This is a genomic window from Bradyrhizobium embrapense (genome assembly GCF_001189235.2).
GTDB lineage: Bacteria > Pseudomonadota > Alphaproteobacteria > Rhizobiales > Xanthobacteraceae > Bradyrhizobium > Bradyrhizobium embrapense.
This window is the reverse complement of record NZ_LFIP02000001.1, coordinates 983,557-998,744: the sequence shown is the minus strand read 5'-3', so window position 1 is coordinate 998,744 and position 15,188 is coordinate 983,557. Positions and strand designations below refer to the sequence as shown.

Below are 15,188 nucleotides of genomic sequence, written 5' to 3'. Positions count from 1 at the left end.
CGATTCAAATCGTACCGCGACCGCTACACGCGGAGGCGAAGTAGGTAACCGTAATTGTCGCGGAGTTCGGATAGGTAACGCCGAAGCGCCACCCCGAGCCGGTATCGGATGGAGTCTGAATCGGGGGAGACGTCCAGCTGCCTGTGATAAACGCGTATATCGGCCGAGCCACCGGGAGGGACATCGACCATCAGTCGAGCGCATCCGTCCAGGTGCTCATAAGGGACCATGTCTTGGTTGACTGTAATCCCCTTCAGGGAGGCGAGCTGTGGTTCCCGCTTCGTGACCAAGATCCGTCGCGTCACTTCCTCGCTGTTTTCGAAAAGAAGCCGTTCAGCAAACATCCTTACTGCGATTGCTTCACCGTTGGGGCGAATGCTGTAGCTGCGGCAAACGGCTTCCTCGAGAGGCCGCCAACGAAGGGTCCATCGCAAGGCCGCGAGCTGCCGAAGGAATGCCGCCAGTTCGCTGCCGTGGCCGCGGAGGAGGTCGTGATGCCCGGCAATGAAGCACGGTTTTCCCAGAATTCCGTCAAATGCGAAGTTTTCGATGCCGTGATCAATGTAGCGTCGCGTGTAAATCGGGAAGCTGCCATACCGGACGATGGCGACGCTCCAGAGGTCTGCGACCGTCGTTCCGTTCGGCGCGTTATTGGCTGGTGCGACCTCTGTGTTGACTGCCGCGATGAAGCCATTCCGCTTGAGTGCCGAGGCGGCCTCTGGCGAGAAAGCCCCTTGTGGGAAGACCATCACGTTTTCGTGGTCGAGCGCGGTCGTGTTGCGAAGGGCCTGCATTCGAAGTCTGGCGGTCTTCAGCCTCTTGTCGAGCAGCTCGAGCGAGCGGGCGGCAAATTCACCACGGGTGTGATCACAGCCATGCACGCAGACGGACAATCGCCCTTTGCTTTCCCGAAAGGCGGCCACAGTCCGGCGATTTGTTCGTCGCCAGTTCCATGGGATGAAGGCAACGGTCGTTGCGAATGTCAGCTTGTCGGCGAGCTGCAGCAGCTCGTCGAAATCGAGGAGACCGTATCGTGGCCACAGAGGCGGATCGTCAATGATCAGGCAAGCGCTGGTTTCGGTTGCCGCCAAGCAGACGTCGCGGAACGCCCACTTCAGATACATCACGATTGGCACCGCGCCGGCAAAACGCTTTTTCACGTCAAAGTAGGTTGCGGTGCGTTCGCGGATGTCCACCATCGTCAGCGAAGAGTCGACAAAAAAGCGGACACCGCAATTGGTGAACCCGGCGAACAGGTGTCCGTCGGGCGCTCCGACGATGCTTTGTAACTGGCTGTTGCGGATGACGAGCGCGGCATCGGCGGCGCCACGCTCCAATCGGATCTGCAGGCCGGACATTGGGCCGCACATTTCCGGAAAAGCATCGGTGACCGATGCGTTCATCGGCCACGGATTGGAGTCGCGGACTTCCGCCGCGGGGTCTCCCGTGATTTGGCGCAGGAGGGCCTGGCAAGGATCCGTTGCCTGAAATCCATAGACGAAGATCGAAGCGGCGGCGGCCAACCAGGTCGGGAGCGCCTCTGTCTTGCAGCGCTGCAGGACTTCGGCGAGACAGGGTGCGGAAGTCAGGATGGAGAATTGCAGATGACCCGCTGTCAGCGCGGCAACATTGTCCCCGTTCGCTTCGGCGATTGTCAGCGTCGTCCACGGAATTTCAAAGAGATCGAGAATTTCCGACAGATGGCAATCATTGGGCGATAGAGCGTCCTCATGGAGCAGGAGCGCGATCGAAGAGCCGTTGTCCATAGCGTCGACGTCTCATCCTTGGGTTTGCGCCATCTTTCGGCAAGGCTACTCTTGGGCAAGGCTACTCTTGGGCAAGGCTACTCTTGGGCAAGGCTGGGACATCGTGCCGATCGTTCCTGACCTCGCGCTTGTACCCCGTGTTTTGAGGAGTCCTATACGATAGGCGACCGGGTTTCCACTGAAGCACAGATGCGCATAGGGCTTGCCGCCAACTAATCTGCGGTAGGCGGTAGGGCGGCCGTATCGTGATCGGATTGGCTCCTCCTCGGGGTGACGAGGTGACGTGCAGATCCGGCGGCATCAATCCGCAGCACTATCATTCGGCGGAACGCAACGTGCCGCTTCCGGCCCTGGGGCATCGGATTGCCGGGGGCCAGTTCCGCACGTGGGACGGGCGGGCAGCCGTAACGAGGGACGACGGCGCCGAGCCGATCTCCGTCGGCACGTGCGACCGGCGCTGCAAGTCAAAAAATTCATGAATTACAACGCGGTGCCGCAACTCCTTGATGCACCCGGTGCGGCCATTGCGCTGCGTGCGAAGCTCGCCCGCAGTCCGCGCAGGGGCCGGGGTACCCCCGATGGGCGTGCGCCATAATCCGAGTTCTACAGCGGCGTGCGCGCCCGAGCGGATATCCTGCACGAACGCACGCTAAGGCCTTCAAACAGGGAGCCAACATGGCGAGATAACCGTGCTCGTGAGGATACTGACATTCACTCTTGCTTTCCTCTGGCGTGATCGTGACAAACATGTCGAACCAATTATATTCCAAGCTTGTTCCGGGCCTGATTGGTATTCAGGACCAAACCGCCGGCGCGGAAATTCATGCCGCAAAATCCGGCCCGTCGCTCGCCGTCATCGGTTGCGGCTACTGGGGCGCAAAACACATCCGCGTTGGCCACGATATCGGCGCAAGGGTGTCGATGGCCGCCGACACGCGGTCTGACAGACTGGAATATGTAAAATCACAGTATCCGTCGGTCGCTGTTTCGCACGATTTCGACGCGATTCTGGATGATCCTTCGATCGATGGGGTGATCATAGCGACCCCGGCGGTGACTCACTTTGAGTTGGCGCGGGCAGCGCTGAACGCGGGAAAGCACGCGCTCGTCGAAAAGCCGTTGGCCATGACGAGCGCGCATTGCCGCGAACTGATCGCGATGGCCGAAGAACGGAAGCGCGTGCTGATGGTCGGGCACACGTTCGAGTACCATCCGGCGGTGGGTGTCATGCGCCAGATGATCCGGAGCGGCTCTCTCGGCGAGCTCTACTACATCGACTCGCGGCGCCTGAATCTCGGTCTCTACCGGCCCGATGCCAATGTCCTGTGGGATTTGGCGCCGCATGACCTCTCGATCATCTTCTTCCTGCTCGAGGAGGTCGCGCACAACATCGGCGCCTGGGGCTGCGCGCACGTTCTGCCGGACGTCGAGGATGTCGTTTACGCCAAGTTGGGCTTCAAGAGCGGGCCAACCGCCCATGTGCATGTTTCATGGTTGGACCCTGTCAAGGTGCGCCAGATCACGGTCGTCGGAAGCGATGCGATGCTGGTGTTCGACGACGTCGAGCCGTCCGAGAAGGTCCGCGTTTACCAGAAGCGCTTCAGACCGCGGATCAACGGAGATTCATACGCCGACTTCCAGTCGGCTTATCACCATGGCGACGTTCATATCCCCGCGATATCCAGCAGCGAGCCGCTGAAGCTCGAGTTGCTCGACTTCGTCAACGCAATCAAGACCGGGACGCAGCCCGTTGCGAACGGAGCGCATGGCTTGCGCGTCGTCGAAGCGCTCGAAGCTGCATCGGAATGTCTGCGCCTCAACCAGGAGCACCGTGGCAACGGAACACATCAACCGGCGTTTCTGCGGCGGAACGCGTCGGCGGGGGCTGCGGAAATTGTCGTTAGATGAAGCCTTGCGATGGAAGGCGAGCCCGCGGGAATTCGTTAAGCGGGCGCTTGACATCGCTGTGAGCGTCACCGCGATCCTCTTGCTGGCCCCGTTTCTCGTAGCGGTGTGGATCGCGATCCGCCTCGACAGTCCCGGGCCGGCGATCTTTTGCCAGCGCCGGGTCGGACGAGACGAGAAGCCCTTCAATTGCCTCAAGTTCCGGACGCTTTATCACAACGCCGACGAAAACATCCATCGCGACGCGATCCGGCGGGTTTGGGCGAAGGAGGTCCTCTCGAACGATCCGGATGCGCCATACAAGCTGACAGATGATCCTCGCGTGACGCGCGTGGGGCGGTTGCTGCGGAGAACCAGCGTCGACGAACTGCCGCAACTGGTCAACGTATTGCGAGGCGAAATGAGTATCGTCGGTCCGCGGCCCGCGATTCCCTATGAACTCGCGTACTTCCGCGACTGGCATCATCAACGGCATATCGTGAAGCCCGGCATTACCGGACTTTGTCAGGTTCGCGGCCGTGGTCGCCTGGGCCCGGACGCGATGCTCGAGATGGACGTCGAGTATGCAATGAACTGGACGGTGTGGACCGATCTGAAGCTGATTGCCCTGACGGTTCCCGCGGTGCTGCGGGGCCGTGGTGCTCGATGAGATTTTCGAGTGATAGAAATGAATCCTGGTGAGGCTGGAAAATGAAAATTCCGTTCGTAGATCTCAAGGCACAATATGCGACGCTAAAGGACGAGGTGGCCGACGCAATTCGCGGTGTTCTCGAATCCACGCAGTTCATCGGCGGCGAAGCGGTTGCGTCGTTCGAAAGAGATTTTGCCGCGTTTTGCCAGGTGTCCTATGCGCGTGGCGTGGCGAGCGGCACGGACGCGCTTCATCTTGCGCTGCGGGCTTTGGGTGTTGGTCAAGGCGACGAGGTCATTACGACCGCCCATACCTTCATCGCCACCGCTGCGGCAATCGTAGCGACAGGAGCGCAGCCGGTATTCGTCGATATCGATCCGGATACCCAGACGATCGATCCGGGGATGATCGAGCGCGCCCTGACCAGTCGCACCAAGGCGATCGTTCCAGTTCACCTCTTTGGCCAGCCGGCCGACATGGGCCCGATCAAGGACATTGCACGGCGGCGCGGCCTCTTTGTGATTGAGGACGCAGCCCAGGCGCATGGAGCGGAATATCACGGGATCCGAACCGGGGCGCTTGGCGACGTAGCCTGCTTTTCGTTCTACCCGGGAAAGAACCTCGGGGCATACGGTGATGGGGGAGCCGTCACCACCAACAATGCAGCGATTGCCGAGCGGATCGAACGGTTGCGCGATCACGGTCGAACGACCCACTACCATCACGCCGAGGTCGGCTTCAACAGTCGGCTCGATGCTCTCCAGGCTGCAGTTCTGCAGGTCAAGCTCCGGCGCCTGGACGAGTGGAACGAGCATCGGCGGCGTGCTGCGGAGTGGTATACTGCGGAATTGAGACACCCGGGCATCGAGACACCGTTCGTCCGAACGGGATCCACGCACGTCTACCACTTGTACGTGATCACCACGAACGAGCGGGACGCAATGCGCAAGCGGCTCGACGAGGTCGGCGTGGCGAGCGGAATCCACTATCCGTTGCCGCTGCATCTACAGCCAGCGTTCGCCTATCTCGGCTACAAGCAGGGAGACCTGCCCTGCTGCGAAGCGATGGCCGCTCGATCATTGTCGCTACCGATGTTCCCCGAGCTCACGCGCGACCAGGTGCGCCGTATCGCCGCGACTGTGCTTGCCGTTGCGGACCGCGACAGCCACCAGGAACTGCAGCGGAGGCCCGTCCCGATGCACGCCGACGGCGGGAAGGTGTGAGGATGAACCGGATTAGTTCACGGGCCGTGGTCGAGACCGAGGCGATCGGCGTGGATGTAGTGATCGCCGAGTTCGCCGTGGTGCGATCAGATGTCACGATCGGCAACAGGGTGGTCATTCACCCGCATGTCGTGATCGAGAGCGGCGCGAGAATAGGGGACAACGTCGAGATCTTCCCGGGAGCCTATATCGGGAAGGTGCCCAAGGGGGCCGGCGCGCTGTCGCGGGCACCGCATTTTGAAGCATGGATCGATATCGGCGCAGATTGTTCGATCGGACCTCACGCGGTCATTTTCTACGACGTCTCGCTCGGCGCGGGGACGCTGATCGGTGACGGGGCCTCGATCCGTGAACAGTCGCGGATCGGCTCGAAGACGGTTGTCGGACGTTACGTTACGGTCAATTACAACACGCGCATTGGCGATCGCGTCCGGGTGCAGGATCACACCTGGCTGGCCGGCAACATGAGGATCGAAGACGACGTGTTCATCTCGGGTTGCGTCGGTACCTCGAACGACAACGCGATCGGCCGGAACGGCTACGACGGCTCGCCGATGCTCGGGCCCACTATCGCGCGCGGGGCGGCGATCGGCGTGGGAGCCAATCTCCTGCCGGGCGTCAGAGTCGGTATTGGCGCTATCGTCGGCGCCGGCGCAGTGGTGACGAAGGACGTGCCTGACAACACGCTCGTGACGGGCGTCCCTGCGGAAATCCGACGAAAGCTCAACGGGGCCGGCGGCACTGCCACGGCATCGGGGGAGTAGGCGTGAGGGTCCTCTGTGTCACCAATATGTATCCGAGCCCGGAGAGACCAGGCTCCGGAGCCTTCGTGTACCAGCAGGTAGAGCAGCTGCGCCGGTTCGGCCACACGGTCGACGTAATCAATATTGTCGGCTCCCGGTCCAAGCTGAACTATCTGAAGGGCGCCTTTGACGTCGTGCGAATGACAGGCGTGACGACATACGACATCGTCCATGCTCACTATGGATATTCGGCCTATCCCGCGATGTTTCGGCTGCGGGCGCCGCTCGTCATCACGCTGCACGGGACCGACGTACTTGGGAATGTCCTTGAAGGGCTGTCCACACAACTGGTGTCGCATTTCGCCGACGCCATTGTCGTCGTGTCCGAGGAGATGCGGAAGCGGATTCCCGGAATCGTGATTCCTTGCGGGGTCAATCTCGGCGTATTCAAGCCGTACGATCGTCACGAAGCGCGGGCGCGGCTGCGATGGCCCAACGACAAATTCATCGTCATGTTTCCGTTCGATCCGGCACGCCCTGAGAAGCGATATGACCTGGCACGCGCGTCGGTCGACCGGCTGGTGCAGGAAGGCGTCGACGCGCAGTTGATGACTGTCATCAATGTGCCGAACGAGGAAATGCCCTGGTACTACAGCGCGGCAAACGCCCTGCTTCTCAGCTCGGACTATGAGGGGTCACCGACCTCCATCAAGGAAGCGCTGGGGTGCAATCTTCCGGTGGTGTCGACCGATGTCGGCGACGTCCGTGAGCAGTTGAACGGCATCGCGGGGACGTGGATATGTCCACCGGACGCCGGCACGATTGCCCGCAGCCTGCGAGATGCCTTTGATTGGTCGCTGAGCGGCGAGTTTAAGGGGCGGGCGGCCGTGGCGAGATACGATCAGGCACTCACCGTGGAAAGGATCGTCGCGGTATATGCCGACGTCATCTCCAGCTTTAGGGCAAGGGCGCAGGGCGGGCGCTTGCTGCGGAGCGGATAATGGCGAGGAGCTTCGCGGAGCAAACGTCGTTTGCCTCGGGCGCCGCTTTGGCCAGCGCGACGCGGGGGCCGTTGTTCACAGGGTGAGCTGGAGTGAAGCAGGTTCTCACGAACGGCATGATCGAAATGGCCCGTTGGTCTGGCCTGATGCCGGCATTCCGCAAGATCTTTGCCGGCCGGGCGGCTATTCTAATGTTCCACGAGATCCAGCAGGATAGCCGCTCGGAACTGATGACCGGGACTTCAGTCGCCCTCTTTGAATATTCGCTCAATTGGCTGCGGCAAGAAGGGTGGGAGATTGTGAGCCTAGCGACGTGTCTCGATCGATTGGCGTCAGATTCGGGGGCGGGCGGCCGCTATGCGGTGCTTACCTTTGACGATGGCTACCGGGACAATGTCGCGACCGCGCTTCCAATTCTCGAGCGATACAGCGCTCCGTTCACGATCTACGTTCCCACTGGCGCGCCGAAGCGGACGCTGCAGGCCTGGTGGCTGGGTTTGCGTGAAATGTTTCGCTCGGAAGACACCGTAACGATCGATGCGATGGACCGGCGAGTCCATTGCCCCCGACTACGCGAAAAGATGGCGGGTTTGAACGAGGTGACTGAGTGGATTCATCAAGACTACAACCGGATCGGAATGCTTGCTCCAACGTTCAACAAGGCAGGTTTGTCGTTGTCGGCCTTAAATGAAGCCTATTTTCTGGATGAGCGCGAGCTTCAAGGCTTGGCGCGGCATCCTCTGGTGTCGATCGGCGGGCACACCGGCTCGCATGCCGCCTTGTCGTGCCTTGATACCGAGTCCGCACGGGCTGAGATGGCAGATAACCGCCGCTATCTGGAGCAATTGCTGCAGCTGCCAGTCCAGCACTTTGCTTATCCTTACGGTGACTCCAAGGCATGTGGCCCCAGGGAAGCGGGCTTTGCAAAGGACATCGGCTTTTCAACCGCAGTGACGACGCGGCATGGGCACCTGTCTGATACGAAATCGGATCATTTTGCGCTTCCTCGCATCGGCGTTGGAGGGCAATTCGATACGACAGCCAGATTCGAGGCGCGCATCAGCGGCATTCAATCGGCAGCTCATATGCTTCTGGGGTCGCAACGTTGAATGTTGCGCTGAATCACTCACTGCGAGGTGGACTGACTCAGTTCACTCGGGAGGGCGTTGAGATGCGCATATTGCACCTTATCGAACGTCTCGGCCCGGGAGGGAAGGAACGACAAGTCGTCGAATTGCTGAAAGGACTTGCCGCTCACCGCGACATAGAGTCATTCGTCGCTGTCATGGACAAGGACGAGGTCTGCCTCGAAATTGATCGAGAACATGCGCAAGTCATTCAGCTCAATCGGAGAGGCAAGAAGGATTTGCGCCTTTTCAAGCGCTTGTATGAGCTGGTCTCCGACCTGAAAATCGATATCGTCCACTCGTGGGGCTCGATGTGCTCGATCTATGCGGCGCCGCTTACGAAGGTGTGCGGGACCGCTTTCGTAAATGGGTTCGTGCGAGATGCGCCCTCGCATATGACGCTGTGGACTGAGGGGTACTTGAGAGGCAAGCTGACGATCCCGTTCTCCGATGTTGTTGTTGCCAACTCGCGCGCAGGCCTGGCGGCCTACGGGATTCCCGAGCGCAAAGGTCTATGCATCTACAACGGGTTCAGTCCGGAAAGGGTCTCGAACCTGAAGAATGAGACCGAGCTTCGCGCCATTCTGGGGATTGCGACGCCCCATATTGTCGGGATGGTCGCCAACTTCACACCCAGAAAGGACTATGCGACCTTCGTTGAGATGGCGGGCCGCATTTGCCGTCTTCGGGAGGATGTAACGTTTTTGGCTGTCGGCAGCGGTGCGACGCTGGAGCAGGTACGCGCTAGCATTCCGACCGAACATTCGCATCGCATAAAGTTCCTGGGGCGGCAGAACGACATAGAGAGCATCGCCAATCTCTTCACCGTCGGTGTTCTCGCCACCAATAGCCGTTTGCACGGAGAGGGCATTTCCAACGCAATCACCGAATGCATGGCATTGGGTAAGCCGGTCGTGGCAACGGACGACGGGGGCACTTCCGAGTTGGTTGTGGAGGGGCAGACCGGCTTTCTTGTACCGAGTCATGACGCCGGTGCTTTGACCGATCGTGTGCTTAAACTGCTCGACGATGCTGAACTCGCCGATCGTTTGGGTGCCGCGGGACGTCGGCGCGTTGAAACGACATTCTCACTTGATGCGATGCGCGATGCATATCTCTGCCTTTATCGGAAAGTGGCATGCAAGAGAGCGCGCGCGACATGGCACGGCGCGACCACGAGCGATATGGTCGATTGATCGCTTGGTCGTTCTCATTCGCGGCAACGTCTGGCCAAGCCCCGGTCTAATGTTGTGCTTGGTTCCGATCGCGGTATCGACGGTGTCCTGGGTGTTCAAATCGGCTCCCGAACGGAATGCCTCGCCAGAGTTTCCAGACTGGACGGCTTGAAGGCGCGCAAGAACAGCTCCAGGTTGGCCAGCGACCAAAGCACCTTTTCGTGGTTTTGACGGCGGGCAAGATGCTCGTTGACCAGCTGCCTCAAGACATCCCTGTTGCAGAAGGATGCCACGCGCGCACCGTCGCATACCAGCAAATCGGAGATGAATTCGCGATAAGGACCGCGAAACCACTCCTCGATTGGCACGCGGAATCCGATCTTCTTGCGCGTCAGAATCCCCGGTGGAAGAGCGTGCTGCATCGCGGCTCGCAGTACGGACTTGCCGCCGCTCCGACCGACCAGGAAGCTGTCCGGAAACCGCGCCACGAGCCTGGCGAGACTGGTGTCCATGAATGGCATCCTGCCCTCAATTGAGCCCGCCATCATCATTCGGTCAGCACGTTCAAGGAGGTTGTCGGGTAGCCACGACGTCTGATCGAAGAACAACGTTCGCCGGACATTCGACCCGACGGCCATTGAGAACGGATGGGAATCGGGCGGCGCTACGGGCAGGGCGCGTCCGACAATGCGGTCCCGTTCGTTAAGCGAGACGCCGCCAAACCAGAGTTGCATCCGGCTCGGCCAATCCCGCTCGCCCGCTGCAGCAGACAGGATCTTGGCGCGACGCATATCGTACGGCAGCGCACGCATTGCCGGTGATATGATGCGGTCGTGAACGGCCTGCGGCACCAGTCGTTGGTAGAGTTCGATCCACAACTCGGCTCGATGTTTGGGATAGCCGCCCAGAAGTTCGTCCGCTCCTTCTCCAGTAAGGACCATTTTCACGCTGCTCGAGGCCATGTGCGACAGCATCATAACTGGAATATCGGCCGGCTCGGCCGCAGGGGCGCCGCGCCGCAGCACGGCGGTCGGCCAGCTCTTCAGGAAGTCGTGCGGCTCCAGCACGATTTCCTCGTGATTGGTGTCGAATTTACGGGCAATGCTGCGGGCGTGATCAAGCTCGGAGTAGCCGGCTTCACGAAAGCCGACTGAGAAGGTCCGCACGCGCTCAGGGCTATGACGGACCATAGCGGCAACGACGGCAGACGAATCGATTCCGCCAGACAAGTATGCTCCAAACGCAACGTCGCTCCGCGTGCGCATGCGCACCGCATCATCGAATGTCGCCTTGAACAACCGGACCGCCTCGCCGAAGTCCGTGATATCGGGTTCTGCCGTCGCCAACGGCGGTACGAAGTACCGGGCGATGCTCGTGCGTCCTTCGCGCCACACCAGGTAGCAGCCCGGGGGAAGCTTGCGCACGGCTTGAAAGAATGTCCCGGGTCCGGGGACATATCGATTGAGGAGATAATGCCCGACGGCATGCGGGTCGATCCGGGTATTCATGCCCGGGAACTTGAGCAGGGGGGCGATTTCCGAGGCGAACAAAAGACCTGAGTGCTCGGCCATGAACAGCGGCTTCTTGCCGAACGGGTCGCGTGCCAGGACAAGCTGTTGGGTCCTCGCATCCCATAGCCCGAACGCGAACATGCCGCGGAAACGCCTGATCGAGTCCAGTCCCCATGCCCGGTAGGCTTCGATCAGCACTTCCGTATCGGAGGACGTACGAAAAGCATGTCCGAGAGAGACGAGTTCCTCGCGCAACTCAACGTAGTTATAGATCTCTCCGTTGAGTACGAGACCGATCGAGCCATCAGCGCTCCACATCGGCTGGGCGCCGCCCTCGAGATCGATGATCGAGAGACGCCTATGCCCCAAGCTGATTTGATGGCATCCGCCGGCAGTGTCGCCTTGCCAGTAGCCGGCGCCGTCGGGGCCCCTGTGCTTCATGAGGTTGGTGAGGCGGACAAGAGTGTCGTAATCTTGTCGGTGCTTACCCCGAAGTGCCCAGCCAAAAATCCCGCACATGATCCCTGCCAGCTTCTTGTTTCCGGACATTGCTGTGGCCGCGGATGACCCTCAATGGGTAAGGCGGAGTAATCCTTGGAGATTGCGTCATATTGTCCTCTCGACTTGGCCGCGAGGTCGCTGCGCAGCGCGCTCCGCCGCGACGTGTGATGTTCGACCCAGCGAAGATGCTGAGGATCTTTTCCGGCGCGGCCTCGGCCAGCAGAAGCGGACCGGATTTCATCCAGCGACGAGCGGACCCGCTCAAGCGAGATGTGGCGCAACCGAATTCGGGTTGTGCAAGGTTTGAATGATAGGCCTCGAACGTTTTGTTTCGTCTGCGGCTGATCGTGCCGCTACCGATGCGGCGCGAGCGGGCGGCAAGGATCACCGCGACGCGGAAGAGCCTGCCGACGGCGCCCGGTCGAACTGATTATGGTGGGCGCGGTTTGCGAGCGCTCCGCGATCCGCAGTGTTTGCGACTCGATTGTGCTTTGTTGCGCGACCTGCAGCATTCGCGATGGCGCTTGCCGAGATGGATTTGATCAGTGGAGAACTTTTTTGCTCCGTCACTGCCATGACGCGGAATTTGGCTGCAACGACAAGTACATGCCACCTGCGCCGCCGGCTTTGCAGTTTCAAACTATCGCCATTTTAGAAAATTTTTTTGCCATACTCGCTCATTAACCAGCCGACCCAGCAGTTGGGGATGGGCGATTCGCACTGCATTGGAATGTGCACGCAGTTGATCCTGCGATGCATCGGAAATCCGCTCGTGGCGTAGGCGTTGCGAGTGCGTGGTATGTCGCGCGCCTTCGCGCTGCGGCCGTAAATTCCCTTGTAAGCGTCAAAGAGAAGCATCTCTTCGACCCATGGAGGCCTGAATTGGATACGACTGGGACAATCACATCATTTTCTTCCACACCGATGACGAGGTTTTCGATCGGGGGCGACGTCTACGGCGTGCAGGATGCGAGCACGAGCTACAGCCTGACCAATCCTGACCCGCAAACTCTGCGCTTCGAGGTCCACCAGGGTGATCATGCCTGGTACGACGACTCGTCTGTCGACCGCTCCGAGGTGTCAGGCGCGGGCAACATTCCGGGCGGCACTCCGATCAACTTGAACTATCAGTTCATGGTGGAGGCAAATGGCCCCAACGGGTCATTTACGAATACGGCAGATGGCTGGTTCATCGTCGGCCAGATGCACAATGATGATAACGCGAGCGGCGTCGGCACCTCGCCGCCGTTTGCGATCCAGCTTGTCGGCGATCATCTGCAGGTCGTCGCCAGATATGTCCAGCCGGGCCAGGATCCGAGCAACGGGGCCGGCAATGTGCAGATGCTCACGCTCTGGACTGATCCCAATCCGATCAAGACGGGCGTGTACAACAACATTCAAATACAGGCCGACGTCTCGAACAGCGGTGGCGGGTATTTGAAGGTCTCGATCAACGGGACCCAGGTCGTGAACTACAGCGGCCCCTTGGGCTATGGGCAGGCCACCAATTGGGAGTACGGGGTCTATCGGTCGACGGCGCCGGAGACCGTTGCGGTCGATTACCGAAACATGACGCTGTTGACGGGATCGGCGGCGACGTCGGCGCCGACGCAGCCGACCACACCGACGCAGCCGACCACCCCGAACGTCGCACCGACGGTGACGCAGGCGTCCGCTTCGCCGGGCACCGGAACCGAGCATGTCGGTGATGTCGTCACGTTGACGCTCACCTTGAGCGAGGCCGTGACCGTCACAGGCAAGCCGACGCTGTCGCTCAATGATGGTGCCAGCGCCACCTATGTTGGTGGCTCCGGGACAAATACGCTAACCTTCCAGACGACGGTCGCGTCGACGAATACCAACACCTCGGCGCTCGCCATCACCGGCGTCAATCTCGCGAGCGGCGTGAGCATCAAGGATTCCGGAGGACTTGCCGCTGATCTCTCGGGCGCGGTGAAGACGTTCTCCGGTCTCCAGATCTCGAACACGCCCATCATGCCGACGCAGCCAACCACACCGACGACGCCGACCACTCCGACAACTCCGTCGACGCCGACGGTGACTACGCCGGTGCTCTCCGTCGCGGACACTTCGCTCACGGTGAACGGCAGAGGTGGTCATGTCGACCTGGGGACAACGCTGTCCACGACCGATCCCAACGATAAAGTCAGCCTGAACATCAAAGGGCTGCCGAGATATGAGACGATCACGACCGGCGATGGTACGACGTTCAGGGGTGGCGACATCACGCTGAGCTCTGCGCAGGTCGCCAGCGGATTGACGCTGACATCCTACTACCGCGGCAATTCTCATCCGGTCGCGACTCTCACCCTGACGGCGAGCGCGACCGATCCGGCTACCGGCGCTGTGACGTCGGCGACGCCGCAGACCATCACCGTAACGGATCCTCGGCCGTCCACGAGCTCGGGGAGCACGACGGGCTCAGGGAGCACGACAAGCCAGGCCCATGGGCACCACCATCACCTGAGCTCGGCCAGCAACACGCTGGCAGCTACCGTGCCGCAGACCACCTCTTTGGCGAATTACGATGCGGCCAAGGGGTCCCACGCAAGCCATAGCTTCGCGCTGCTGAACCAGTATCTGGCGGGTAGCTCTGGTCGGGTCGACGGCGGTCAGATCGCGGCGGCCGTTTCGAATGGCGCCGCCTGGGTGCAGAACGCGTTCCTGACGAAGCCGCACCACTGACGACCTGCCGCACCCGGGCACCTTGCGCCCGGGTGCGGCACCGTCAATTTTTGGGCGGTACGCGGCAAGATTGGCGGGCGCAGCGAAGGGGAGGCTGAAAAACCAATCCACAACGGAGAGTTGCCGGCCGCCGCCGTTTGGCGGACAATCGTCGCAAGGATTCCGATTCGATACTTCATTGTGAGCGTAAAACGCCTGAGTTTAGGTCAGTTTTCGGGCACAACCTGCGTATGCATAAATCCACAATTCGAAAGTTTTTTCGCCATTTTTGCTCGTTAACCAACCTGCTCAGCCAGTCGGGGGGGCAATTTCAAATATCCCGTCGCGCTGAAATCTCCTCGCGGTTCGAGGCCCTAACGCTCTGATGATTGCTTGCGCCGTTTTGGCTGCGAGCACGCGTGTGTCGCATATCCTCGGATAGGCGTCATTGGAATTCCATGTGCATGCAAAGGACCACGAACGCGGCCGCTAGCCGCGAGGAGTAGAGTAACGAAATGGCGATCCAGAACGGAAATGCCCACGCACCATCAGATCTGGGGTTTCGAGCGCTGGCTCTGTTCCTGCGCCTTCATGGCGTGAACACTGAACCAGATCAGCTCCGCGATCGCTGCGGAGACGATGGGATAGGCATCCGCGCAATGCTTCGCTGCGCGCACGACTTTGGGGTCAAAGTCCGTGCAACGACGATGGATTGGCCGCGGCTGGCGGGGATCCAGTTGCCTGGGATCGCATCGCTGCGTGACGGCGGATTTTTGCTTCTAGGAAAAATCGAGGACCAGGTGGCGCTTGTGCTGCACCCGACCTCGTCGCATCCGCGGCGGATGACACGCGCCGAATTTGAAGCGATCTGGGATGGCGGCTTGATCTCGCCCGGCTCACAGGGCCTCGCGCACCGCGCA

General features: G+C 60.5%; 10 protein-coding genes and 1 pseudogene. 9 read left to right on the top strand and 2 right to left on the bottom strand.

Annotated features, from left to right (window positions below):
- Positions 1-23: 23 nt before the first annotated feature.
- On the bottom strand, positions 24-1,766 hold the full coding sequence (locus AKN83_RS04975) for a hypothetical protein (protein ID WP_050400204.1): 1,743 nt from the start codon (positions 1,764-1,766) through the stop codon (positions 24-26).
- A 747-nt stretch (positions 1,767-2,513) separates the two neighbouring features.
- Here AKN83_RS04975 and AKN83_RS04970 point away from each other — a divergent pair.
- The 7 genes from AKN83_RS04970 (at position 2,514) to AKN83_RS04940 (ending at position 9,592) form a co-directional block, all read left to right on the top strand.
- Positions 2,514-3,674, top strand: a complete 1,161-nt coding sequence (locus AKN83_RS04970; RefSeq protein WP_063695187.1) for a Gfo/Idh/MocA family protein — start codon at positions 2,514-2,516, stop codon at positions 3,672-3,674.
- A complete protein-coding gene (locus AKN83_RS04965) occupies positions 3,661-4,320 on the top strand; it encodes a sugar transferase (protein ID WP_050400293.1) in 660 nt (219 codons plus the stop codon). The genes AKN83_RS04970 and AKN83_RS04965 overlap by 14 nt, the downstream gene beginning before the upstream one ends.
- Positions 4,321-4,361: 41 nt before the next feature.
- On the top strand, positions 4,362-5,525 hold the full coding sequence (locus AKN83_RS04960) for a DegT/DnrJ/EryC1/StrS family aminotransferase (protein ID WP_050400207.1): 1,164 nt from the start codon (positions 4,362-4,364) through the stop codon (positions 5,523-5,525).
- A gap of 26 nt (positions 5,526-5,551) precedes the next feature.
- On the top strand, positions 5,552-6,289 hold the full coding sequence (locus AKN83_RS41695; RefSeq protein WP_206600777.1) for an acyltransferase: 738 nt from the start codon (positions 5,552-5,554) through the stop codon (positions 6,287-6,289).
- A 2-nt stretch (positions 6,290-6,291) separates the two neighbouring features.
- Complete coding sequence (locus AKN83_RS04950) at positions 6,292-7,269, top strand: glycosyltransferase (protein ID WP_157113212.1); 978 nt, start codon at positions 6,292-6,294, stop codon at positions 7,267-7,269.
- A 92-nt stretch (positions 7,270-7,361) separates the two neighbouring features.
- Entirely contained in the window at positions 7,362-8,378 is a 1,017-nt protein-coding gene (locus tag AKN83_RS04945; RefSeq protein ID WP_244521887.1) for a polysaccharide deacetylase family protein, read from the top strand.
- A gap of 62 nt (positions 8,379-8,440) precedes the next feature.
- On the top strand, positions 8,441-9,592 hold the full coding sequence (locus tag AKN83_RS04940) for a glycosyltransferase (protein WP_050400211.1): 1,152 nt from the start codon (positions 8,441-8,443) through the stop codon (positions 9,590-9,592).
- Positions 9,593-9,687: 95 nt separating this feature from the next.
- On the opposite strand, the gene asnB is transcribed toward AKN83_RS04940, so the two are convergent.
- Positions 9,688-11,631: an asparagine synthase (glutamine-hydrolyzing) gene (gene asnB, locus AKN83_RS04935; RefSeq protein ID WP_244521886.1), complete on the bottom strand. Its 1,944-nt coding sequence runs from the start codon at positions 11,629-11,631 to the stop codon at positions 9,688-9,690.
- A gap of 912 nt (positions 11,632-12,543) precedes the next feature.
- Here asnB and AKN83_RS04925 point away from each other — a divergent pair.
- Complete coding sequence (locus AKN83_RS04925; protein WP_172803483.1) at positions 12,544-14,289, top strand: heparin lyase I family protein; 1,746 nt, start codon at positions 12,544-12,546, stop codon at positions 14,287-14,289.
- Positions 14,290-14,783: 494 nt separating this feature from the next.
- Positions 14,784-15,095, top strand: a pseudogene (locus AKN83_RS42015) (cysteine peptidase family C39 domain-containing protein); the annotation flags it as partial.
- Between the last annotated feature and the right edge of the window lie 93 nt (positions 15,096-15,188).

What these genes read in the sequence shown, in the direction of transcription:
- AKN83_RS04975 (WP_050400204.1), bottom strand. Translation starts at nt 1,766, where the DNA reads ATGGACAACGGCTCTTCGATCGCGCTCCTGCTCCATGAGGACGCTCTA.
- AKN83_RS04940 (WP_050400211.1), top strand. Translation starts at nt 8,441, where the DNA reads ATGCGCATATTGCACCTTATCGAACGTCTCGGCCCGGGAGGGAAGGAA.
- AKN83_RS04970 (WP_063695187.1), top strand. Translation starts at nt 2,514, where the DNA reads ATGTCGAACCAATTATATTCCAAGCTTGTTCCGGGCCTGATTGGTATT.
- asnB (WP_244521886.1), bottom strand. Translation starts at nt 11,631, where the DNA reads ATGTCCGGAAACAAGAAGCTGGCAGGGATCATGTGCGGGATTTTTGGC.
- AKN83_RS04960 (WP_050400207.1), top strand. Translation starts at nt 4,362, where the DNA reads ATGAAAATTCCGTTCGTAGATCTCAAGGCACAATATGCGACGCTAAAG.